Annotated in this window: 20 protein-coding genes and 1 riboswitch; of the genes, 8 read left to right on the forward strand and 12 right to left on the reverse strand. The window is 72.0% G+C overall.

Annotation, left to right across the window (positions count from 1 at the left end; genetic code table 11):
- Positions 1-186: 186 nt before the first annotated feature.
- A complete protein-coding gene (locus ACZ49B_RS09145) occupies positions 187-2136 on the forward strand; it encodes an AAA family ATPase (protein ID WP_468302298.1) in 1950 nt (649 codons plus the stop codon).
- Positions 2137-2174: 38 nt separating this feature from the next.
- On the opposite strand, the gene ACZ49B_RS09150 is transcribed toward ACZ49B_RS09145, so the two are convergent.
- From ACZ49B_RS09150 to ribD, 10 genes are all read right to left on the reverse strand, one after another.
- Positions 2175-3248: a hemolysin family protein gene (locus ACZ49B_RS09150; protein WP_468302301.1), complete on the reverse strand. Its 1074-nt coding sequence runs from the start codon at positions 3246-3248 to the stop codon at positions 2175-2177.
- Positions 3245-4708 (reverse strand): hemolysin family protein, encoded by a 1464-nt coding sequence (locus tag ACZ49B_RS09155; RefSeq protein ID WP_468302304.1) that lies wholly within the window; start codon positions 4706-4708, stop codon positions 3245-3247. Before ACZ49B_RS09155 ends, ACZ49B_RS09150 begins: the two co-directional genes overlap by 4 nt.
- A 286-nt stretch (positions 4709-4994) precedes the next feature.
- A complete protein-coding gene (locus ACZ49B_RS09160) occupies positions 4995-5459 on the reverse strand; it encodes a PH domain-containing protein (protein ID WP_468302307.1) in 465 nt (154 codons plus the stop codon).
- A gap of 57 nt (positions 5460-5516) precedes the next feature.
- Positions 5517-6365 (reverse strand): ATP phosphoribosyltransferase, encoded by an 849-nt coding sequence (hisG, locus tag ACZ49B_RS09165; protein WP_468302310.1) that lies wholly within the window; start codon positions 6363-6365, stop codon positions 5517-5519.
- Between the two features lie 76 nt (positions 6366-6441).
- Positions 6442-6723: a phosphoribosyl-ATP diphosphatase gene (locus ACZ49B_RS09170; RefSeq protein ID WP_030298870.1), complete on the reverse strand. Its 282-nt coding sequence runs from the start codon at positions 6721-6723 to the stop codon at positions 6442-6444.
- Between the two features lie 35 nt (positions 6724-6758).
- Positions 6759-7244, reverse strand: coding sequence for a 6,7-dimethyl-8-ribityllumazine synthase (gene ribH, locus ACZ49B_RS09175; protein WP_328622006.1), 486 nt, complete (start codon positions 7242-7244; stop codon positions 6759-6761).
- A 56-nt stretch (positions 7245-7300) separates the two neighbouring features.
- Positions 7301-8599 carry a bifunctional 3,4-dihydroxy-2-butanone-4-phosphate synthase/GTP cyclohydrolase II gene (locus ACZ49B_RS09180; RefSeq protein ID WP_468302314.1) on the reverse strand — a complete coding sequence of 433 codons (1299 nt, stop codon included), beginning with the start codon at positions 8597-8599 and terminating at the stop codon, positions 7301-7303.
- Positions 8596-9249, reverse strand: a complete 654-nt coding sequence (locus ACZ49B_RS09185) for a nicotinamide mononucleotide transporter family protein (protein WP_468302317.1) — start codon at positions 9247-9249, stop codon at positions 8596-8598. The genes ACZ49B_RS09180 and ACZ49B_RS09185 overlap by 4 nt, the downstream gene beginning before the upstream one ends.
- Positions 9246-9869 (reverse strand): riboflavin synthase, encoded by a 624-nt coding sequence (locus ACZ49B_RS09190; protein ID WP_468302320.1) that lies wholly within the window; start codon positions 9867-9869, stop codon positions 9246-9248. Before ACZ49B_RS09190 ends, ACZ49B_RS09185 begins: the two co-directional genes overlap by 4 nt.
- On the reverse strand, positions 9870-10964 hold the full coding sequence (gene ribD / locus ACZ49B_RS09195; protein WP_468302483.1) for a bifunctional diaminohydroxyphosphoribosylaminopyrimidine deaminase/5-amino-6-(5-phosphoribosylamino)uracil reductase RibD: 1095 nt from the start codon (positions 10962-10964) through the stop codon (positions 9870-9872).
- Positions 10965-11199: 235 nt separating this feature from the next.
- A riboswitch (FMN riboswitch) is annotated at positions 11200-11329 on the reverse strand.
- Between the two features lie 279 nt (positions 11330-11608).
- On the opposite strand from ribD, the gene ACZ49B_RS09200 reads away from it, so the two are divergent.
- The 4 genes from ACZ49B_RS09200 (at position 11609) to ACZ49B_RS09215 (ending at position 16913) form a co-directional block, all read left to right on the forward strand.
- On the forward strand, positions 11609-13981 hold the full coding sequence (locus ACZ49B_RS09200) for a chitinase C-terminal domain-containing protein (RefSeq protein WP_468302322.1): 2373 nt from the start codon (positions 11609-11611) through the stop codon (positions 13979-13981).
- Positions 13982-14084: 103 nt separating this feature from the next.
- Positions 14085-14981, forward strand: a complete 897-nt coding sequence (locus tag ACZ49B_RS09205; RefSeq protein ID WP_468302324.1) for an RNA polymerase sigma-70 factor — start codon at positions 14085-14087, stop codon at positions 14979-14981.
- Between the two features lie 55 nt (positions 14982-15036).
- Positions 15037-15819 (forward strand): SDR family oxidoreductase, encoded by a 783-nt coding sequence (locus tag ACZ49B_RS09210; RefSeq protein ID WP_468302326.1) that lies wholly within the window; start codon positions 15037-15039, stop codon positions 15817-15819.
- A gap of 104 nt (positions 15820-15923) precedes the next feature.
- On the forward strand, positions 15924-16913 hold the full coding sequence (locus ACZ49B_RS09215; protein ID WP_468302328.1) for a magnesium transporter CorA family protein: 990 nt from the start codon (positions 15924-15926) through the stop codon (positions 16911-16913).
- 42 nt (positions 16914-16955) lie between these two features.
- On the opposite strand, the gene ACZ49B_RS09220 is transcribed toward ACZ49B_RS09215, so the two are convergent.
- A complete protein-coding gene (locus tag ACZ49B_RS09220) occupies positions 16956-18116 on the reverse strand; it encodes an ROK family transcriptional regulator (RefSeq protein WP_468302330.1) in 1161 nt (386 codons plus the stop codon).
- A gap of 55 nt (positions 18117-18171) precedes the next feature.
- On the opposite strand from ACZ49B_RS09220, the gene ACZ49B_RS09225 reads away from it, so the two are divergent.
- The 3 genes from ACZ49B_RS09225 to ACZ49B_RS09235 all read left to right on the forward strand — a co-directional run bounded on the left by ACZ49B_RS09225 (position 18172) and on the right by ACZ49B_RS09235 (position 21616).
- Positions 18172-19386 carry an MFS transporter gene (locus ACZ49B_RS09225; protein WP_468302332.1) on the forward strand — a complete coding sequence of 405 codons (1215 nt, stop codon included), beginning with the start codon at positions 18172-18174 and terminating at the stop codon, positions 19384-19386.
- A 75-nt stretch (positions 19387-19461) separates the two neighbouring features.
- Entirely contained in the window at positions 19462-20898 is a 1437-nt protein-coding gene (locus ACZ49B_RS09230; RefSeq protein ID WP_468302334.1) for a uracil-xanthine permease family protein, read from the forward strand.
- Between the two features lie 76 nt (positions 20899-20974).
- Entirely contained in the window at positions 20975-21616 is a 642-nt protein-coding gene (locus tag ACZ49B_RS09235) for a DUF5995 family protein (protein WP_468302336.1), read from the forward strand.
- Between the two features lie 80 nt (positions 21617-21696).
- Here ACZ49B_RS09235 and ACZ49B_RS09240 read toward each other — a convergent pair whose 3' ends face one another.
- Positions 21697-23394, reverse strand: a complete 1698-nt coding sequence (locus ACZ49B_RS09240; RefSeq protein ID WP_468302338.1) for a flavin monoamine oxidase family protein — start codon at positions 23392-23394, stop codon at positions 21697-21699.
- Positions 23395-23417 lie beyond the last annotated feature (23 nt).

The raw sequence follows: 23417 nt of genomic DNA on the forward strand, positions 1-23417 counted from the left end.
CCGAAATCTTCACCCTGAGTCACCTTGCACGCCCGCGGAGCCCGGCGGACCGGTGCCCGCCGCACCCTACGTATGGTGCGTAGCCGCAGGTACGATGCATCCCTGATTTCATCGGCGCAGTGGACAACTCGCGGGCGCGACGCGGGGGTTGCTGTGCACCACGGGGGCAGGCTTGTGGGGGATGTGATGGATTTCGGCACGCCGGGCACGCACGCCCCGGCCGAACTCGCCTGGCTGCGCGGAGTGGACGCCTGCACGATGGGCGCCTATCCGCAGGCCGAGGAGGAGTTCCGGGCGGCCGTACGACTGGATCCCTCGATGGCCGACGCATGGCTGGGCCTGCACGCGCTCCGGGTGGACACCACGAACGCCTTATTGCGCATGTACGCCCACCGCGACCGCTTCGGCGAGCAGCGGGCCCGCCACCGGCGGACGCTGAACTCCTGGTACTGGCTGGGCTGGTGGGTGCAGCCCGTCCTGGAGAGCCGGCGCGACCTCCTGCTGGCGCACGCCTCGCACTGGCTGGACGGCCGGCACGTCCCCGAGCTGGACCAGGCGCTGGCCGCGCTGCCGCCGGTGGACACCGATGCGCAGGTGCGGTTCCTGCACGCCTGCCGGGCCTACCTGGTCAAGGACTGGGATCAGCTGGTGCGGCACACCGAGCCGCTGGTGGACGATCCGCTGCTGGGGATCGAGGCGGGTCTGTTCGGCGGTATGGCCCGGGTCCGCCTCGAGATGTATGGGCAGGCCGAGCCGATGCTGTCGGCGGCGCTGATGCGGTGCCGCAGCGAGCAGCCGCAGCGCAAGGAGCTGCGGTACTGGCTGGCGCGGGCGCACGAGGGGACCGGGCGCAGCGCGGCGGCGCTTCCGCTGTACCGGGCGGTGCACCGGGTGGACCCGGCGTTCATGGACACGGCGGCCCGGCTGACGGCGATCGAGGACGGCGACTACGTCGACGGGGCCGACGGATACGCCGGGTACGCCGCGTCCGGTTACGAGGGCTACGCCGGGCACGATCTTTCGCCGGTCGGCGGGGATTTCGCGGCGGTGGCCCTCGGCGGCGGCCCCGTCCAGGACATCGCGGCGGACGGGCAGGTGGAGCAGGACCCGTTGATCGTGCCGGAGCCGGATCCGCGGTTCGGAGCTCCGGGTACGGGCGCGGGCACGGGCCGGGCGGAAGGCGTACGCCGCAAGGTGGCGGTCCCGCCGCAGTCCGCGCCCGGGGGGCTGCCGGCCGGGCCGGCCGATCCGGCGCTGCTCGCCGAGGCGCTCGCGGAGCTGGAGCGGATGGTGGGCCTGGAGCCGGTGAAGCGTCAGGTGAAGGCGCTCTCGGCGCAGCTGCACATGGCGCGGCTGCGGGCCGGGCAGGGCCTGCCGGTGCAGCCGCCGAAGCGGCACTTCGTGTTCTCCGGGCCCTCGGGCACCGGCAAGACGACGGTGGCGCGGATCCTGGGCCGGGTCTTCTACGCGCTGGGGCTGCTGGGCGGGGACCATCTGGTGGAGGCCCAACGGGCCGATCTCGTGGGCGAGTTCCTCGGGCAGACCGCCGTGAAGGCCAATGAGCTGATCGATTCCGCGATCGGCGGGGTCCTGTTCGTGGACGAGGCGTACAGCCTCTCCAACACCGGCTACAGCAAGGGCGACGCGTACGGCGACGAGGCCCTGCAGGTGCTGCTGAAGCGGGCCGAGGACAACCGGGACCACCTGGTGGTGATCCTGGCCGGCTATCCGGCGGGGATGGACCGGCTGCTGGCCGCCAATCCGGGGCTGTCCTCTCGGTTCACCACCCGGGTGGACTTCCCCAGCTACCGGCCGCTGGAACTGACCGCGATCGGCGGGGTGCTGGCGGACGCGAACGGGGACTGCTGGGACGAGGAGGCCCTGGAGGAGCTGCGCAGCATCAGCGGTCACGTGGTGGAGCAGGGCTGGATCGACGAGCTGGGCAACGGCCGCTTCCTGCGCACCCTGTACGAGAAGAGCTGCGCGTACCGGGATCTGCGGCTGGCGGGGTTCCCCGGCGAGCCCTCCCGGGACGACCTGTCGACGCTGCGGCTGCCCGACCTGATGCAGGCGTACGGGGAGGTCCTGTCGGGCCGGGGCCCGCAGGACCGGGACCGCCCGGAGCCGCCGCTGTAGCGGGGTGCCGGGGCGGCAGCCCCGGCACCCCTGACGCCTCAGACGCCCGCGGGGCTGGTTGCGCGGGGGCCGGTCCGGCGGCCCGGGATGCGGTGCGCGGGGTCGCGTACCTCGCCCACGAGCATCTCCAGTACGTCCTCCAGGGCGACCAGGCCCAGCACCCGCCCGGCCGGGTCGACGACCTGGGCCAGATGGGTGGCGTCCCGGCGCATGACGCTGAGCGCGTCGTCCAGCGGGAGGGTGGCGGACAGGGTGGGCATGCGGCGCCAGACCCGCTGGGGTACGGCCCGCTCCCGGTCCTCGACGTCCAGCACGTCCTTGACGTGCAGGTAGCCCATGAAGGCGCCGTTCTCGGAGCGGACGGGGAAGCGGGAGTATCCGGTGCGGACCGTCAGCTGCTCGATCTGGCGCGGGGTCGCCGAGGGGCCGACCGTGACGAGCCGCTCCCGGGGGAGCAGGACGTCGGTGACCGGGCGGCTGCCCAGCTCCAGGGCGTCCTCCAGTCGCTCCTGCTCGCCCGGCTCCAGGAGCCCGGCCTGGCGGGAGTCCTCGACGAGGCGGCCGAGCTGGGCGCTGGTGTAGACGGCCTCGACCTCGTCCTTGGGCTCCACCTTGAAGAGGCGGAGCACCAGGTGCGCGCAGGAGCCCAGCGCGCTGGTGACGGGGCCGCACAGCCGGGCGAAGGCCACCAGGCCCGGGCTGAACCAGAGGGCGGTCTTCTCGGGCGCGGCCATCGCGAGGTTCTTCGGCACCATCTCGCCGATGACCAGGTGCAGGAACACGACGGCGGCGAGCGCCACCGCGTAGCCCAGCGGGTGGATCACGCCCTGCGGGACGTGCGCCGCGTGGAAGAGCGGCTCCAGCAGGCGGGCCATCGTCGGCTCGGCGACCGCGCCGAGGGTCAGGGAGCAGACGGTGATGCCGAACTGGGCCGCGGCCATCATCCGCGGCAGGTTCTCCAGGCCGTACAGCACTTGGCGGGCCCGCTTGGACTCCTTGGCCAGCGGCTCGATCTGGCTGCGCCGTACGGAGACGAGCGCGAACTCGGCGCCGACGAAGAAACCATTGGCCAGGACCAGGAGCAGGGCGAGGAGCAGTTGGAGGGCGTTCATCGGCCGGCGCCTTCCAGCTGGGCCGGCTGCGGCGACCGCGCGTCCGGGGAGGCCTGCCGGCCGGGCCCGGTGCGTACGGAGCCTGCCGCGTCGATCCGGACGGTGGCGCGGGCGGCCTCGGGACCGGTCGCGTGGGCGGAGGCGGGGACGGTACCCAGCCGGACCAGCCGGACGCGTTCGGCGCGGTTGCGGCCGACCTGGCGGACGGACAGCCTCCAGCCGGGCAGTTCGGCCCGGTCCCCGGGGGCGGGGATCCGCCCGAGCAGGTCGGCGACGAGACCGGCGACGGTCTCGTACGGGCCTTCGGGCACCTCCAGGCCTATCCGGCGCAGGGTCTGCACCCGGCAACTGCCGTCGGCCTCCCAGGAGGGACGGCCGTCCTCGGCGGGCACGGAGGCCAGTTCGGGGCCCTCGTCCTCGGCGAGGTCGTGCTCGTCGCGGACCTCGCCGACGAGCTCCTCCACGATGTCCTCGAGGGTGACGACCCCGGCGGTGCCGCCGTACTCGTCGACGACCACGGCCATCGGCTGCTCGCTGCGCAGCCGCTCCAGCAGCGGCTGCACCGGCAGCGAGCCGGGCACCAGCAGCGGGGCGACGCAGATCCGGCTCACGGTGGTGCGGGCGCGCTCGGACTCGGGCACGGCGAGGGCGTCCTTGAGGTGGACGACACCGGTGACCTCGTCGATGCGCTCCCGGTAGACCGGGAACCGGGACAGCCCGGTGGCGCGGGTCAGGTTGAGCACGTCGGCCGCGGTGGCCGTGTGCTGGAGGGCGCTGACCTTCACCCGGGGGGTCATGACGTGCTGGGCCGTGAGCTCGCCCAGCGAGAGGGTCCGTACGAAGAGGTCGGCGGTGTCCTGTTCGAGGGCGCCGGCCTGGGCCGAATGGCGGACCAGGGAGACCAGTTCGCCGGGGGTCCGGGCGGAGGCCATCTCGTCGGCCGGTTCCACGCCGAGCGCCCGCACGAGGCGGTTGGCGACGGCGTTCAGGCCCGCGATGACCGGCCGGAAGGCCCGCGAGAAGGCCTGCTGGGGGCCGGCCACGAACCGGGCCACCTGGAGCGGCCGGGAGACCGCCCAGTTCTTCGGGACGAGCTCGCCGACGACCATCTGGACGGCGGAGGCGAGCAGCATGCCTGTGAAGACGGCGACGCCGGAGACGGCTCCCGCGGGCAGGCCGGTGGCCGCGAGCGGCCCGGCCAGCAGTCCGGCGAGGGCCGGTTCGGCGAGCATGCCGACCACGAGGGAGGTGATGGTGATGCCGAGCTGGGTGCCGGAGAGCTGGAAGGACAGCTCCCTCAGGGCCTCGACCACCGTGCGGGCACGGCGGTCGCCCTCGGCTGCGGCGCGTTCGGCCTCGGGCCGTTCCACGGTGACGAGGCCGAACTCGGCCGCCACGAAGAAGCCGTTGGCGAGGATCAGGGCGAATGCCGCCACGAGCAGAAGTAGCGGGGTGGTCATGCCGCCGCCTCCGTGGGGAGGGCGGCGCGGGTACTACCGGACGATCCGTCCATTGCTGGAGGGAGTCACTCCTCAAGTCGCAGTTGCCCCCGGACCTCGGGGTCCCGGGGCCGGTGGGAGAGCGCACGGGTGCGCCCCGCCACCAGGGTAGTCACTGAGATCGCCGCCGCAATGGGACGCAGCGGTCGGCTGCGGCTCCGGTGCTTCGTACGGAAGCCGCTCAAGGCCCGTTCAGGGGCCGTTCGATGGATGTTCGACATCCGTTCCAGGTCCGCGCGACGGCGGCTCAGTGGTCGTGTGGCCCGGTGCCCCGGGCCTCGGCGAGCGCGCGCAGGGCGCGGGCGTCGCCGATCGCCTGCTGCTTGGCCACGCCGGGCTGGATGCCGAGGGCGGGCAGGCTCGTGCCGTCGCTGAGGTCCAGGAACACCCACGGGTCGCCCGGGCGGAGGTTCACGCGCAGGATCTGCGCCCACTCCAGGCGGCGGGTGCTGGTCAGGTTGACGACGGTGACGCCCGCCTCGTCCGCGACCACCTTGGGGCGGCTGAGCAGGACGAGTACGGAGGTCAGCAGGACGGCGGTGAAGATGAAGCTCATCCGCTCCCCCGGCCCGAGGTTCTCCAGCAGGAGGGCGATCGCCGTGATGGTGGCGAACATGGCGAGCCCGACGCCCAGCAGGACGGCCCGGGTGCGGGTCGGCCGGAAGGTGACCGGCAGGGCGGGCGGTGCGGGCTGGGCGGCGGACTCGGCCATGATGCGGGTGATGCCTTCTGGAGGGGGCGTACGGAGCGGAAGGACGTACCGGTCAGGTCAGAGACGGCAGGCGTGGATCGAGGTGGTGAGGATGGCACGCGCACCGAGCTCGTACAGGTCGTCCATGATCCGCTGCGCCTCCTTGGCCGGGACCATCGCGCGGACGGCGACCCAGCCCTCGTTGTGCAGCGGGGAGATGGTCGGCGACTCCAGGCCCGGGGTGAGGGCGACGGCGCGCTCGAGGTGCTCGGCGCGGCAGTCGTAGTCCATCATCACGTAGCTGCGGGCCACCAGGACGCCCTGGAGGCGGCGCAGGAACTGCTGGGCCTGTGCGTTGTCGGCGTCGGCGCCGTTGCCGCGGATGACGACGGCTTCCGAGGTGAGGATCGGCTCGCCGATGACCTCGAGGCCGGCGTTGCGCAGGCTGGTGCCCGTCTCGACGACGTCCGCGATGACCTGGGCGACGCCGAGCTGGATGGCGGTCTCGACCGCGCCGTCGAGGTGCACGACGGACGCGTCGATGCCGTGATCGGCGAGGTGCTTGGCGACGATTCCCTCGTACGAGGTCGCGATCGTCATCCCGTGGAAGTCCTCGGGGCCCTTCGCGGTGCCGGGCTTGGTGGCGTAGCGGAAGGTGGAGCGGCCGAAGTTCAGCGGGAGGATCTCCTCCGCGCTGGCGCCGGAGTCGAGCAGCAGGTCACGGCCGGTGATGCCGATGTCGAGCTTGCCCGAGGCGACGTAGATCGCGATGTCCTTGGGGCGGAGGTAGAAGAACTCCACCCCGTTCTCGGGGTCGAGGACCACGAGCTCCTTGGACTCCTTGCGCTGGCGGTAGCCGGCCTCATGGAGCATCGCCGACGCCGCTCCGGAGAGTGAACCCTTGTTGGGGACGGCGATGCGCAGCATGGGGCTTCCTTCAGTGCGTGGATTGCGAACGGTGTGGGCTAGCGGCGGGCGGGGGGCCCGCGGGAGGGGCTCCGGCCTAGAGGTGCGCGTAGACGTCGTCGAGGGAGATCCCGCGCGCGACCATCATCACCTGGACGTGGTACAGCAGCTGGGAGATCTCCTCGGCGGCGGCTTCCTTGCTCTCGTACTCGGCGGCCATCCAGACCTCGGCGGCCTCCTCGACGACCTTCTTGCCGATGGCATGGACGCCCTTGCCGACGAGCTCGGCGGTACGGGAGGTGCTGGGGTCGCCGTCGGCGGCCTTGAGCTGGAGCTCGGTGAAGAGCTCTTCGAAGCTCTTGGAGGGTGTGTTCGCCATGATGGTCCTCAGAATACGGGCTCCCCCGCCGCCACTCAGCGCCAGGGTTCGCTGACGGACCGCAGGGTCGCAGCGGTGGAGACGGCGGCGATGACCGCTTCGTGCCCCTTGTCCTCGTTCGACCCCTCGAGCCCGGCGCGGTCCAGCGCCTGCTCGTCGTTGTCGCACGTCAGAACACCGAAGCCGATGGGGACTCCGGTGTCGATCGACACCTGCACCAGGCCTTGGGTGACGCCCTGGCAGACGTAGTCGAAGTGCGGGGTGCCGCCGCGGATGACGACTCCGAGGGCGACGATGGCATCGTAACCGCGACCGGCGAGTACCTTCGCCACGACCGGGAGCTCGAAGCTGCCGGGGACGCGGAGCACGGTGGGCTCGTCGATGCCCAGCTCGTGCAGGGCCCGCAGGGCGCCGTCGACGAGCCCGTCCATGACCTTCTCGTGCCACTGGGCCGCGATGACCGCGACCCGGAGGTCTCCGCAGTTCCTGACACTCAGTTCGGGTGCGCCCTTGCCGCTCACAGCTGTGCTCCTCGGTGCTTCGTGGTTCGTGGTGCTTGACGGGTGGTGGTTCGTACTTACTGGTTGCCGCAGGCGGAGGTGGTCGCGGCCTGCTCCAGCCAGGGCAGGTCGTGCCCCATCCGGTCCCGCTTGGTGCGCAGGTACCGCAGATTGTGCTCGCCCGCCTCCATGGGCATGGCCACGCGGTCGTTGACCGCGATGCCGTGCCGTACGAGGGCGGCGGACTTGTCGGGGTTGTTGGTCAGCAGCCGGACGCTCTTGACGCCGAGGTCGGCGAGGATCTGCGCGCCGGCGGCGTAGTCGCGGGCGTCGGCCGGCAGGCCGAGCTCCAGGTTGGCGTCCAGGGTGTCGCGGCCGCGCTCCTGGAGCTCGTACGCGCGCAGCTTGGACACCAGTCCGATGCCGCGGCCCTCGTGGCCGCGCAGGTAGACGACCACGCCGCGGCCCGCCTCCTTGATGCGGGCCATGGAGGCGTGCAGCTGGGGGCCGCAGTCGCAGCGCAGCGAGTGGAAGATGTCGCCGGTCAGGCACTCGGAGTGGACCCGGACCACGACGTCCTTGCCGTCGCCGATCTCGCCGTGGACGAGGGCGACGTGCTCGACGCCGTCGGCGGTGGAGCGGTAGCCGTACGCCGTGAAGTCGCCGTGGGCGGTCGGCAGGGTGACCTCGGCCTCGCGGCGCACGGTCGGCTCGGCGGAGCGGCGGTAGGCGATCAGGTCCTCGATGGAGATGATCGTCAGGCCGTGCTTGCGGGCGAACGGGATCAGCTCGGGCAGGCGCAGCATGACGCCGTCCTCGCCTGCGATCTCCACGATCGCGCCGACGGGGCGCAGGCCCGCCAGGCGGGCGAGGTCGACGGCGGCCTCGGTGTGGCCGTTGCGGACCAGGACGCCGCCAGGCTTGGCGCGCAGCGGGAAGACGTGGCCGGGGCGCACGAAGTCGGAGGGCTCGGAGACGCCGTCGGCGAGCATCCGCAGGGTGGTGGAGCGGTCGGCGGCCGAGATGCCGGTGGTGACGCCGTGTGCGGCACTCGCGTCGACCGAGACGGTGAAGGCGGTCTTCATCGACTCGGTGTTGTGCTGGACCATCTGGGGCAGCTCGAGCCGCTCCAGCTCGGGGCCCTCCATGGGGGCGCAGATCAGGCCGCGGCACTCGCTCATCATGAACGCGACGATCTCGGGGGTGGCCTTCTCGGCGGCGACGACGAGGTCGCCCTCGTTCTCGCGGTCCTCGTCGTCGACGACGACGACCGGGCGGCCGGCCGCGATGTCGCGGATGGCCTGCTCGACGGGGTCGAGCCGGAAGGCGGTCTCGAGGACGGCGTCGATGTCGGGCACGGGCTTGAGGGTGGTCATGCCGTTGCTCCTTCCAGGGCCGGGGCGGGGGTGGTGCGCGAGCGCTGGTACCAGTCGTGGGCGCCCCACAGGACGAGCGCGAAGTAGACGACGTAGACGAGGCCGGAGAAGGCCAGTCCGTTGGTGAAGGCGAGCGGGACGCCGACCAGGTCGACGAGGAGCCAGGCGAACCAGAACTCGACGAGGCCGCGGGCCTGGGCGACCATCGCGACGATCGTGCCGACGAAGATGTAGGCGTCGGCCCACGGGCTCCAGGACAGGTCCGGGTAGAGCATGAACAGGCCGCCGACCGCGAGGGTGCCGAGGGCCGCCCCGGCGAGGAGCAGTCCGCGCTCCTTCCAGGTCGCGGTGCGCACGGCGAGGGTGCCGTCCTGGGCCTGCTTCTTCCCGAGCTGCCAGGCGCGCCAGCCCCATGCGGCCACCCCGATGACCAGGAGCTGCTTGCCGACGCCGCCGGCGAGGTGGGCGGAGGCGTAGGCGGCTATGAGGATCAGGCCGGACAGGAGCTGGGCGGGCCAGGTCCACAGGGAGCGGCGCCAGCCGAGGGCGAGGGCGGCCAGGCCCATCAGGTTGCCGATCATGTCGGACCAGATGACCTTCTGGTCGAAGACCGTGAAGGCCTCCGCGTTGAGCCAGGTCAGGGCGGTCACTGCTGATCCTCCTTGGCGGTCAGCGGGTTCACGCCGGCGGCCAGCAGGCGTTCGACGTACTTCGCGAGGACGTCGACCTCGAGGTTGACCGGGTCGCCGGGCTGCTTGATGCCGAGCGTGGTCAGCGCGAGGGTGGTGGGGATGAGGCTGATGGTGAAGTGGTCGGCGGCGGCTTCGACCACGGTGAGGCTGACGCCGTCGACCGTGATGGAGCCCTTCTCGACGACGTACCGGGACAGGTGCGCGGGGAGCGCGATCTTGACGAGCTCCCAGTGCTCGGAGGGCGTCCGGGACAGGATCTCGCCGGTGCCGTCCACGTGCCCCTGGACCAGGTGTCCGCCGAGCCGTCCGCCGAGGGCCATCGGGCGCTCCAGGTTGACCCGGGAGCCCTGGGTCAGGGCGCCGAGGCTGGAGCGGTTGAGGGTCTCCTGCATGACGTCGGCGGTGAACTCGCCGTCGGCGGTCTCCACGACGGTCAGGCAGACGCCGTTGACGGCGATGGAGTCGCCGTGCTTGGCGCCGTCGGTGACGACGGGGCCGCGCAGGCGGAAGCGGGAGGCTTCGGCGAGCTGCTCGACGGCGGTGACCTCGCCCAGTTCTTCGACGATTCCGGTGAACACTCAGTGCTCCTTGGGGGCGGTGGTGGGGGCGGCTTCGGGTACTGCGGTGATTTCGGGTACTGCGGTGATGCGGAGATCGGTGCCGACGCGGACGGCCTCGGTGATGTCGAGGCGTACCGCGCGGGCGATGTTCGTGATGCCGGCGTCGGCGAGGGCGGCGGGGCCGGAGCCGAGGAGCGCCGGGGCGAGGTAGCCGATGACGCGGTCGACGGCTCCGGCCTCCAGGAAGGCTCCGGCCAGGGTGGGGCCGCCTTCGAGGAGTACGGAGCGCACGCCGCGGTCGTGCAGCTGCGCGAGCAGGTCGTGGACGGCGATGCGGCCGTCGTGCAGGGGGAGGCGGAGGATCTCGACGCCCGGCAGGTGCCGCGTGTCGGCGTCCTCGCCGGTGACGAGCAGCGTGGGTGCGGCGTCGTCGAGGATGCGGGCGGTCGGCAGGAGGCCGGCGCGGGTGTCGAGGGCGACGCGCAGCGGCTGGGTGGCCCCTTCGACGCCGCGTACGGCCAGGTGGGGGTCGTCCTCGCGCAGGGTGCCGCCGCCGACGAGGACGGCGTCGGCCTCGGCGCGCAGCCGGTGGACGTCGGCGCGGGACTCCGGGCCGGTGATCCAGCGGCTGCTGCCGTCCGCGGCGGCGCTGCGGCCGTCGAGGGTGGCCGCGTACTTCCAGGTCACGTGCGGGCGGCCGAGGCGTACGGAGGTGAGCCAGGCGGCGTTGCCGGCTGCGGCCTCGGCTTCCAGGAGGCCGCCCTCGGCCTTGATCCCGGCGGCGCGCAAGGTGTCGGAACCGCCACTGGCCTGCGGGTTCGGGTCTGCGACGGCGTAGACCACGCGGGTGACGCCGGCCTCGACGAGCGCCTGCGCGCAGGGCCCGGTACGACCGGTGTGGTTGCAGGGTTCGAGGGTGACGTAGGCGGTGCCGCCGCGGGCCGCCCCGCCTGCCGCGCGCAGGGCGTGGACCTCGGCGTGCGGGCCGCCGGCCCGCTCGTGCCAGCCCTCGCCGACGACGGTGCCGGCGGCGTCCGTGATGACGCAGCCGACGACCGGGTTGGGGCTGGTGGAGCCGAGGCCGCGGGCGGCGAGCTCGACGGCTCGGCGCATGGCCTGCGCATCGGCATGGCCGCCGCCGACGGCGTCGTGCGGTGCGTTCGCGGCGTGGTTCGCCACCGGGTCCTCCTGCCTCGTCGGGCACGGACTCCGGGGCCTGTCGGGATACGACAGATGAAGCGGTTCAGCACACGCGGGGACGCCGAGGCCGAAAAAACGGTCCGCCCGGACGCATCCACAGGGGATACGCCGATGAACCGCCGACGGCGGCGTACCGGTGACTGGCCCGCCGCGCACTGCCTCCCATCCGGACTTTCACCGTCGGTCCAGGAATTTCACCTGGTCAACCGGCCGCTGGCTGCGGACGGGTCGCGGACTATACCGCCGGTTCGGAATTACACCGACCCCGGAGTGCGCTGCTTACTGGTACTGCTGCCAGTTTGCCACGGGTGATCGGCGGCCATGCGAGTGAGGAGCTGTGGCCTGGGTCACAGAGAGGGTGTTCCGCGGGAGTCTGTCAAGTACGCCTGCGATTGGTACAGACCTATTGACGAGGTGGTCTAGTCCTCTTAACGTTCCCTTCATCCTCCTCGGGAGACAGCCCGTCAGATGTGCGCACGTCACGGGCCAACACGCACCACTTTTCCGCCTGTTGTGCCCTTTCGTGTCCTGCCATCCTCCCCTCCCCAGGAGGCACCATGCCGTCCCCCACACGTACGAGAGCGATGCTCCTGGCATCCGGCGCCGCAATCGCCGGACTGCTGGTGGGCGGGCTCTCCACCGGCGTCTCCCACGCCGCCGACAACGAGAGCTGTCGCCCGGACGGGCTGTACAAGACGGCCGGTGTCGACGTCCCGTACTGCTCGGTCTACGACTCCGAGGGCCGCGAGAAGATGGGCGCCGACCACCAGCGCCGCGTCATCGGATACTTCACCGGGTGGCGGACCGGCAAGGACGGCGCCCCCGCCTACCTCGCCAACGACGTCCCGTGGTCCAAGGTCACCCATCTGAATTACGCCTTCGCCCACGTGGGCGCCGACAACAAGATCTCGGTCGGCGCGGACAACGCGAACAACGCCGCCACCGGGATGACCTGGCCGGGCGTCGCGGGCGCCGAGATGGATCCGGCCCTCCCGTACAAGGGCCACTTCAACCTGCTGAACAAATTCAAGAAGCAGTACCCGAACGTGAAGACGCTGATCTCGGTCGGCGGCTGGGCCGAGACCGGGGGCTACTTCGGCGACGACGGCAACCGCGTCGCGTCCGGCGGCTTCTACTCGATGGCCACCAACGCCGACGGCTCGGTCAACCAGGCCGGCATCGACACCTTCGCGGACTCTTCGGTCGAGTTCATCCGAAAGTACGGCTTCAACGGCGTCGACATCGACTACGAGTACCCGACCACCATGAAGGACGCGGGCAACCCGCTGGACTGGCAGCTCTCCAACGCCCGCCGGGCCGGTCTCGTCCAGGGCTACGCCGCCCTGATGAAGTCGCTGCGCGAGAAGCTCGACCGCGCGGGCGCCGCCGACGGCAAGCACTACCTGCTGTCCGTCGCCGCCCCCTCCTCCGGCTACCTGCTGCGGGGCATGGAGACGTTCCAGATGCAGAAGTACCTGGACTACGTCAACATCATGTCCTACGACCTGCACGGCGCCTGGAACGAGTACGTCGGCCCGAACGCCTCGCTCTTCGACGACGGCAAGGACGGCGAACTGGCCGCCGCCGGCGTCTACTCCACCTCCCAGTACGGCGGCATCGGCTACCTGAACTCCGACTGGGCCTACCACTACTTCCGCGGCTCCATGCCGGCCGGCCGCATCAACATGGGCCTGCCGTACTACACCCGCGGTTTCAAGAACGTGCAGGGCGGCACGGACGGCCTGTGGGGCAAGGCCCCCGCGACCACCTGCCCGGTCGGCGCGGGGCTGACCAAGTGCGGTGACGGCGCGGTCGGCATCGACAACCTGTGGCACGACAAGGACACCAACGGGGCCGAGTCCCCGGCGGGCTCCAACCCGATGTGGCACGCCAAGAACCTGGAGAAGGGCGTCGTCGGCGACTACGTCACCAAGTACGGCTTCCCTGCGAACACCACGCTGACCGGCACCTACGCCCGCAAGTACGACTCCACCCTGGTCGCGCCGTGGCTGTGGAACGCCCAGAAGAAGGTCTTCCTGTCGACGGAGGACGAGCAGTCCGTCGCCGCCAAGGCCGACTACGTGGTGAACAAGGGCATCGGCGGCACGATGGTCTGGGAGCTGGCGGGGGACTACGCCTACAACTCCGCCAAGGGCCAGTACGAGATGGGCGACACGCTCACCTCCCTGATGTACGACAAGTTCAAGGCGGCCTCCCCGTACGGCGCGAAGACGGCGGGCAGCGCGCTGCCGGCCCAGGCCGTGGACATCAAGACGGAGTTCACCGCGTTCAAGCTGGGCGACTCCAACTACCCGCTCACCCCGAAGCTCAAGATCACCAACAACACGAAGACCACGCTGCCCGGCGGCACAGAGTTCCAGTTCGACTACGGGACCTCGGCCCCGGCCAACGCCTCCGACCAGTCCGGTTTCGGCACCAAGGTGATCAGCACCGGCCACAGCGGCACCAACGTCGGCGGCCTGAAGGGCGACTTCCAGCGGGTCTCGCTCAAGCTCCCGGCGTGGCAGACGCTGGCCCCCGGCGCCTCGGTGGACCTGGCGTTCAACTACTACCTGCCGGTGTCCACGCCCTCCAACTGGACGGTGAACATCTCCGGCACCACCTACGCCCTCGCCGGTGACCTGGCGCGCGGCGCGGCGCTCGTCGAGCCGGGGGGCTCGACGATCCCGCCGACCACCCCGCCCACGACCCCGCCGACCACTCCCCCGACGACGCCTCCCACCACTCCCCCGACCACGCCTCCGGGCGGGACCTGCACGAACCCGGCGTACGTCGCGGGCACCGTCTACAACAGCGGGAACGTCGTCTCGCACAAGGGCCACAACTGGAAGGCCCAGTGGTGGACGCAGAACGAGGAGCCCGGCACCACCGGCGAGTGGGGCGTCTGGAAGGACCAGGGCGCCTGCTGACACACCGCGTCGGCGCCCGTAGGTGAACGAACGCGAGGACCCGGTGGCCCGGCGGCCACCGGGTCCTCGCACGTGCCGCCATGGCCCCTCGTAGGCTGCTGCGGTGATCACACAGGACGCCGCACCCGTCGCGGACTTCGAAGAGCACCGGCCCCGGATGTTCGGCATCGCCTACCGCATGCTCGGCTCCGCCGCCGAGGCCGAGGACACCGTCCAGGACGCGTGGCTGCGCTGGAGCTCCGCCGACCGCGAGGACATCGAGCACCCCGGGGCCTGGCTCGCCAAGGTCGTCACCCGCCTGTGCCTGAACCGCCTCACCTCGGCACGGGCCCGGCGCGAGGAGTACGTCGGCCCCTGGCTCCCGGAGCCGGTCCTCACCGGGGACGGGGCGCTCGGCCCTTTGGAGTCGGCGGAGCAGCGGGACAGCGTGTCCATGGCCCTGCTGGTGCTGCTGGAGCAGCTGACGCCCGTGGAGCGGGCGGTGTACGTGCTGCGCGAGGCGTTCGCGTACGGCCACCGGGAGATCGCCGGGCTCCTGGACCTGACCGAGGCCAACTGCCGGCAGCTCTACCGGCGGGCCGCGGGCCGGGTGGCTGCGGGCCGGGCGGCCGGGCCGCGCCCCCGCTTCGCACCGGATCCGGCACAGTGGCAGAGCCTGGTGGAGACCTTCCTGACGGCGGCGCGCGACGGCGACCTGTCCCGGCTGGAGGGCATGCTGACCGCCGACGTGCGGTACGTGGGGGACGGCGGCGGGATCGTCGGCGCGGCCCGGCGTCCAATCCTGGGGCCGGACAAGGTGGCGCGCTTCCTGGTGGGCGCGCTGCGCAAGTTCGCGGCCGGTATGCCGATCTCCTTCGCGGAGGTCAACGGGGAGCCCGCGCTGATCGTGGGCGGGACGGTGCTTCAGGTGGAGATCGAGGACGGGCTGGTGCGCGAGGTGCGGAGCGTGGTGAACCCGGAGAAGCTGGAATTTCTTCAGCGGCAGCTGTCACATTCCTGAGGGCTGTCCGGTCTCGGCTGGTGAACGCAACCCCTTCAGGGAAGGAACGGACACCATGGGCACGATCCTCGTCACCGGAGGCACCGGAAACCTCGGCGCGCTGGTCGTCACGCGGCTGCGGGCGGCGGGCCACGACGTACGGGTCCTGAGCCGGCACGCGAAGGACCACCCGGTCGATCTGCGGGACGGCAGCGGGCTGGATGCGGCGATGGCGGGCGCGGAGGTGGTCGTGCACTGCGCGAGCACCCCGCGGGGCGGCGACGACGTGGCCGCCGGGCACCTGATCGAGGCGGCCCGGCGGGCCGGGACGGTCACGAACATCGTCTACATCTCGATCGTCGGGGTCGATGTGGTCCCGTTCGGCTACTACGAGGTGAAGTACGAGGTCGAGCGGATGCTGGAGGCGTCGGGGCTGGGCGTGACGATCCTGCGGACCACCCAGTTCCACGACCTGGTGGCGATGGCGGTGGACGCGCTGGCGAAGGTGCCGGTGGTGCCGCTGCCGCTGCCGAGGGGGGTCAGGGTGCAGCCCGTCGCCGTGGAGGAGGTGGCCGACCGGATGGCGGAACTCGCCGTCCCGACCCCGGCGGGCCGGGTCACGGACATGGGCGGCCCGGAGATCCACACACTGGTGGAACTGGGCCGGTCGTACCTGGCGGCGACGGGGCGGCGGCGCACGGTGTTCCCGCTGCCCCTGGCGGGGAAGGCGTACGCGGCCTTCTGCCGCGGCGGCAACCTGGCCCCGTCCCACGCGTCCGGCAAGGGCACCTTCGCCGAGTTCCTGGCGGCCCGGGCCGCGACGGCAGCAGAGGCCGGGGCCGGCCGGGCGGGAGGCTGAGACCGCCGGGCGGGAGTCGTCGTTGCGCTTGCGCGTGCCCCCGTGAGCGACAGTATGGAGACACCGTCATGCATGATCCACGGCGTGAACCACGGTGAGGGTCGATGATCGTATCGGTGGTGTCCATGCCGGAAGGCGTCGTGACGCGCACCCGCGTGTCGGAGGCGCGTGAGCGCCTTGCGGCATCCCCTTTCCTGTTCGTGGACATGGAGCTGCCCGAGGAGGCCCCGCCCGGCGAACAGCAGGTCGCCGGGCTGCTCGGCCTGGAGGCGGAGGACGTGGCCTGGCTCGGCCGGGAGGGGGAATCCGCCCGGGCCGAGTTCCTCGGGGACAGCGCCGCGTTCGTCGTGCCCGCGATCGAGGCCGGCCGGGTCGTTCACGTCCATGCCCTGGTCACCGAGCGCCACCTCGTCACGGTGCACCGGGGGCCGGCCGGGCTGGTGGAGAGCCTCACCGGCCGCCTCCCGCACGAAAGACCGCCGGACACGGTGGCCATGCTGTTCCTGCTGCTGGACGAAGCCCTGGAGACCTACCGCCGGACCGCGCTCCAGGCCCTTCTGGAGGTGGAGGACCTGGAAGACGAAATGTTCCGGAAGCGGGAGCCCGAGCAGCTCTACCGGCTGGCGCAGCTGCGACGGACCGCGGCCCTCCTGCACCACACGCTCCTCCCCTACCACCAAGCGGCGGAGGAGGCCGTGACGCGCAGGGTGCTGAACCGGAACTTCCCGGAGGAGCGCCAGCGGCTCGCCCGTGAGTACCAGCGCACTTCCAGGCTGGTGCTCACCGACATCGAGTCCCTCCAGGACGCCGCCCGCCGGACGTTCGCCACCTACTCCTCCCTGGTGTCCGGCGATCAGAACAGCGTGATCAACCGTCTCGCGATCGTGTCGACGATCTTTCTGCCGCTGACCTTCCTCACGGGGTTCTTCGGCATGAACTTCGCCTACCTGACAGATGAGTTGGAGAGCGGGGCCGTCTTCTGGCTGCTCGCCGTGGGACTGCAGGTGGGCTTCCTGCTCATGTCGCTCTACGTGCTGCACCGCACCCGCATCTGGCGGAGACTGCACGACGACGAAGGTCTCGACGACCGCTAGGCGGTGTCGGGTGACGGACGCCGCCTTCCGGACCTGCGCAGGTCAGCCGCCGAACAGATCCGCCTGCGCGGCTTCGCGGGCGGCCAGCCGCGCGCCCGTGAGGACCGCCGGGTCGCCGAGGGCGGTGGCCCGGACTTCCATCGGCACCGGCGTCAGCGTGGTCAGCCGCCGGGCGACCGCGGCCGCCAGGCCGGCGCCGCCCGCGTGGCCCAACCCACCCGCCAGAACGACACACCCCGGATCCAGCACCGCCGCGACGGCCGCCGCGCCCAGGGCGAGCCGTTCCGCCAGGACCTCGACGAAGGCCCCGCCCGCGGCGCCCGCCACCGCCTCCTCCACCGGCCCGGCCCAGCCGTGCTCCGCCGCGAGCGCGGCCACCGCCGCCCGGCCGACCAGCGCGTGGAACCCGCCCTCGCAGTCCGTGGCGGCGGGCAGCCGGCCCATGCCCGGCACCGGCAGGAAGCCGATCTCGCCCGCCCCGCCCGACGCGCCCCGCCGCAGCCGCCCGTCCAGGACCACCGCCGCGCCGACGCCCGCGCCGAGCCACAGCAGCACGAAGGAGTCCAGGTCCTGCGCGGCCCCGACCCGCTGTTCCGCGAGGGCCGCGAGGTTGGTCTCGTTCTCCACGACCACCGTGGCCGGCAGCCGCCGCCGGAGGGCCGCCACCAGGTCCCGATGCCAGGACGGCAGGCCGACGGTGCTGCGCAGCACCCCGTCGGACGGGGCCACCAGGCCCGGGGCGCCGACCACGACGGTGTGCAGCCCGTCCGTGCCGGCTTCCCGCGCGAGCGCCTCGAGCACGTCCACGGCCTCCTCGACGGCGTCCACCGGGAGGGCGGACCGGGCCAGCGGGCGGCCGAGCAGGTCCGCGACCACCGCGGTCGCGCTGTCCGTCCGTACGTCCAGGGCCGCCAGGTACGCGCGGTGGGCGACGATCCCGTACAGCCGGGCATTGGGGCCGCGGCGCTGTTCGCCCGACTCCCCCACGACCTCGATCAACCCGGCACCGGTCAGCCGCTCGACGAGGTCGGCGATCGAAGGGCGGGAGAGGCCGGTCATCGTCTTGAGCTGAGTGGCGGTCAGCGGCCCCTCCTCCTGGAGGAGTCGCAGGGCGAGCCGGTCGTTGATGGCCCGGGCCGTGCTCGGCGACGCAGGCGAGGGAACGGCGGGGGCCAGGGCTTTGGCAGGAGTCACGGCGCCCATCCTAGGTAGCTCCGGGCCGCTGACTATCAGGTAGGTTCCCTGATAGTTTAATGCCATGACAGGGGAAACAGACCTCGGCCCGGCGCGCCTGCGCCGGGCCCGCTTCGCCATCGCCGCCGTGTTCTGCGCCCACGGGGCCGTCACCGGCTCCTTCGCGACCCGCATCCCCTGGATCCAGGACCACGCCCAGCTCAGCGCGGGCACCCTGGGCCTCGCCCTCGCCTTCCCCGCCCTGGGCGCGGCGCTCGCGATGCCGCTGGCCGGCCGGATCAACCACCACTTCGGGGCCCGCACCGCCCTGCGCGCGCTGCTGGCCCTGTGGACCCTGTCCCTGATCCTGCCGAGCCTCGCGCCGAACCTGGCCACGCTGTGCTGCGCCCTCTTCGTCTACGGCGCCACCTCCGGGATGTCGGACGTGGCGATGAACGCGCTGGGCGTGGAGACCGAGAACCGGCTCGGGCGCTCGATCATGTCCTCGCTGCACGGCATGTGGAGCGTGGGCGCGCTGCTGGGTTCGGCGGCGGGCGCGGTCGCCGCGCACGCCGGGGCCGACGCCCGGCTGCACCACCTCGTCGCCGCGCTCGCCCTGACCGCGGCCGCGCTGGTCGCCGTACGGGGGGTGCTGGATCTGCACAGCGACGCGGAGGCCGAGGCTCCGCCGCATTTCGCGCTGCCCCCGAAGTCCGCACTGCTGATCGGCCTGATCGGCTTCTGCGCGGTCTTCGCGGAGGGTGCGAGCCTGGACTGGTCCGCGGTCTACCTGCGGGACGTCCTGGACACGGACGCCGGCCTCGCGGCCGCCTCCACCACGGCGTTCGCGCTGACCATGGCCGTCGCCCGGCTCGCCGGGGACCGGGTGGTGGACCGGTTCGGGCCGGTGCGCACGGTCCGGGCGGGCGGGGTCCTGGCCACCGCGGGCGGGGTGCTCGTGGTGACGGTCCGCCACCCGGCCGCGGCGCTGGCGGGCTTCGGCCTGATCGGACTCGGCATCGCGGTGGTGGTCCCGCTGGCCTTCGCGGCGGCAGCGCGCAGCGGGCCGGCCCCGGCGCAGGCGATCGCGGGCGTCGCGACGATCACGTACACGTCGGGGCTGATCGCGCCGTCGGCGATCGGTGCGGTGGCGGACGCGACCTCGCTCGTGGTGTCCTTCGGGCTGGTCACGCTGCTGGCGTTCGCGCTGGTCGCGGGGGCCGCCGTACTGCGGCAGAGGCCGGTGGCGGCCGTACCCGCAACCGCAGACCGGGACGAACCAGCGGGTATCCGGCCTTAATATGGCGCGGGCCGACAGGCCCAGGGCCGACGGCCCGGATGCTTGATCGAATCGGTTCGACGGAAGTGGTGGAACATGGGCCTCGGCGTGCGCTGGACCCTGCACGGAGACGGGCGGACCCCCGCCCCCGGCGCGGTGGTGCGGCCGGACGAGCGGCTGTCGTGGCCGCGCACCGCCGGGCTCGGTGCCCAGCACGTCGTGGCGATGTTCGGGGCGAGCTTCGTCGCCCCGGTCCTGATGGGCCTGGACCCGAACCTGGCGATCATGATGTCGGGTGTCGCGACGGCGATCTTCCTGCTCGCCACCCGCGGGCGGGTCCCCTCGTACCTGGGCTGCTCGCTCTCCTTCGTGGGCGTTGCGGCGGCGATCCGGGCGGGCGGCGGGGACAGCGCGGTCGTCACGGGTGCGGTGTTCGTGGTCGGCGGGGCGCTGTTCCTGGCCGGGCTCGCCGTGCAGCGCTTCGGGGCGCGGATCATCCACGCGGCGATGCCACCGGTGGTGACGGGCGCGGTGGTGATGCTGATCGGCTTCAACCTGGCGCCGGTGACGGCTTCGACGTACTGGCCGCAGGACCAGTGGACGGCGCTGCTGACCATGCTGTTCACGGGGATGGCCGTGGTCTGCCTGCGCGGTTTCTGGTCCCGGATCGCGATCTTCCTCGGGCTGCTCTTCGGCTACGGCATCTCCTGGGTCTTCGACCTGCTCTTCGGCAAGATCCACTCGACGGTGGGCGGGGCCGAGGCCGTCGACCACTGGCGGCTCGACCTCTCCGGGGTCGGCAAGGCCGACTGGATCGGGCTGCCGTCCTTCCACGCGCCGCAGTTCGAGTGGTGGGCGATCCTGATCGCACTGCCGGTGGTGATCGCCCTGATCGCGGAGAACGCCGGGCACATCAAGGCGGTCGGCGAGATGACCGGCGATCCGCTCGACGACGAGCTCGGCACCGCGATCGCCGCCGACGGCGCCGCGTCCATGCTGTCCACGGGGGTCGGCGGCCCGCCGAACACCACGTACTCCGAGAACATCGGCGTCATGGCGGCCACCCGCGTCTATTCGACGGCGGCCTACTGGGCGGCGGCGGGCTTCGCTCTGCTCTTCGGCCTGTGCCCGAAGTTCGGGGCGGTCGTGGCCGCGATCCCCGGCGGGGTGCTGGGCGGCATCACCGTGATCCTGTACGGGATGATCGGCCTGCTCGGCGCCCAGATCTGGATCAACGGCGGGGTGGACCTGCGCAATCCGCTGAACCTGGTGCCGGCCGCGGCGGGCATCATCATCGGCATCGGCGGGGTGAAGCTGCAGCTGACGGACAACTTCGAGCTGGGCGGTATCGCGCTCGGCACGATCGTGGTGATCACCGGGTACCACGTACTGCGGTACTTCGCGCCCGCGCACCTGAAGACGCAGGAGCCGCTGCTCGACGCGGGCACGTCGGCGTACGACGCGGGTGATGCGGGCGACGCGGGCGAGGGCGGTGCGGGCGGGGATCCGGCCGCGCGGGACACGCGTTCCTGAAGCGGGTTCGCCCGAACCGGGGAAGCACACGGCCAAGTTCCCCGGATCCGCGCCGCCGGCTGGGACCCTGCCTCCCATGGAAGCGGTGCTCGCGCGGATGCGCGCCCTGGACGAGCGGCTCCCCGAGCAGGACGGTGTCGCCGTCTTCAACCGGGTGTACCTGACGGTGACGGAGACGCTGCACGCGCGCATCTCCCACGGGGAGTTCCCGGCGCCGCGGCGGGCGGAGGCGCTCAGCGTACGGTTCGCGGAGCGCTACCTGACGGCGGTGGAGGCGGACCGGGCCCCGGCGTGCTGGCGGCCGCTGCTGCAGTACCGCCGCCACCCGGGGATCCGCCCGCTGCAGCACGCGCTGGCCGGGATCAACGCGCACATCGGGCACGACCTCGCGCTGGCGGTGGTCGCCACCTGCCGGGCGCTGGACTGCGAACCGCGGGCCCTGGAGGCGGACTTCGACCGGGTCGGCGACACCCTGGTCTCCCTGGAGGAGCACATCCGGGAGGACCTGATGCCGGGCCCGGACCTGCTGGAGGTCGCCGACCCGCTGACGCACCTGCTCGGTTCGTGGAGCCTGGACCGGGCCCGGGGCGCCGCCTGGTCGGCGGCCCGCCTGCTGTGGACCCTGCGCCGCTCCCCCGATCTGGCGGAGGAGTTCACGGATTCGCTGGACGCGGGCGTGGGGCTGGTGGGCCGCTGCCTGCTCACCCCCACCTCCTGAGCCGGGCATGAAAACGGGCCGCCGCCGCGCTCGTGGCGCGGGGGCGGCCCGTGGTCACGGGGCCGGAGGGGCCGGGTGGGTCAGTCCTCCGGGAGTTCGACCGGGGCGATCTCGTCGTAGACGTCGCCCGGGCCGGGGTTGGTGGCGTCCGTGGAGCCGCCGAGGTGGTGCATGACGCCCCAGACCGCGTTCAGCGCCGTCTGGACCGCGCCCTCGGCCCAGCCCGCCGTCCAGGAGATGTCGTCGCCCGCGAGGAAGATGCCGCGCTTGTCCTCGGGGAGGCGGTCCTGCATGAAGTGGGTGAACAGGCGCCGCTGGTAGCGGTAGTGGCCCGGCAGGTTGGCCTTGAACGCGCCCATGAAGTAGGGCTCGTTCTCCCACGACACGGTCACCGGGTTGCCGATGACGTGGCGGCGGATGTCGACCTTCGGGTAGATCTCGCCGAGGGACTTCAGCATGACCTCCATCCGCTCGTTCGCCGACAGCGGCAGCCACTTCAGGCTGTCGTCGCACCACGTGTAGGAGAGGCAGATGACGGCCGGCTGGTCCGGGCCGTTGTCCAGGAGGTACGTACCGCGGGTCATGCGGTCCGTGAGGGTCATCGACATGACGTCGCGGCCGGTCTCCTCGTCCTTGTCCAGCCAGAACGGCCGGTCAACGGGGATGAAGAGCTTGGACGACTCCATGTAGTGGGTGCGCTCGATCGCCGTCCAGTGGTCGATCGGGAACAGCGTGTCGTCGCACGCGATCTTCGACAGCAGCATCCAGGACTGGGCCGTGAAGATCGCGGCGCGGTACGTGCGGATGTCGCCGTCCGCGTCGGTGACCGTGATGCGGTTGCCGGCCGTGCGGTGCAGGCGGGTCACCGCCGGGCGCGGGGCGCCCTCGTGCAGGGAGGACAGCGAGGTGCCCTGCGCCCAGTGGACGATCTTCTCGGGCTCGCGCTCCCACAGGCGCATCGGCAGCTGCTGCGAGCCGCCGACGATGCCGCGGTGGTGGTCGTCCGCCTCGGTGTAGACGACGCGCAGGATCTCCAGGATGGAGTTCGGGAAGTCGGTGTCCCAGCCGCCGGTGCCGAAGCCGACCTGGCCGAAGATCTCGCGCTTGCGGAAGGACTGGAAGGCCTCGGACTTGCAGAGGAAGCCGTAGAAGGTCTCGTCGTCGAGCTTCTCGACGAGCTTCGCCCAGATCTCGCGGATGCGCGGGACGTCCCGCTCGCGCATCGCCTGGTTCATGTCGGAGAAGTCGGCGCCCTCGTCGAGGCAGGCGTTCCACGCGGCCGACACGTCGCGGTAGACCTGCGGGAGGTCGGCGATCGTCTCGGCGTAGTGCGTCTCGCCCTTGAGGTCCACGACCGTCGAGGGGGTGGCCTCGGCGAGCGGGTTCGGGAAGGGCTCGGTGACCAGGCCGACGAGGTCGATGTAGTGCTGGAGCGCCGTGGAGGACGGCGGGAAGCGCATGGCGCCCATCTCCGCGGTCAGGCCCTCGGTGCCGGCGCCCTCGAAGCCGACGGTGCGCAGCCGGCCGCCGATCTGGTCCGCCTCGTACACGACGGGCTTGAGGCCCATCTTCATCAGCTCGTACGCCGAGATGATCCCGGACAGGCCGCCGCCGATGACCGCGACCTCGGTGCCGTGCTCCGTCGCCGGTATCTGTCCCAGGCCCGCCGGGTGGGCCAGGAAGTCGTCGTACGCGTACGGGAAGTCCGGACCGAACATGGTGATCGGCGGCTGTCCGTCGCTGTGCGGGACGGCGGTGGTGGGCACCGTGGACGTCATGGGGTACGGCTCCTTGCGGGGGT

It is taken from the genome of Streptomyces sp. NPDC031132, assembly GCF_055570595.1.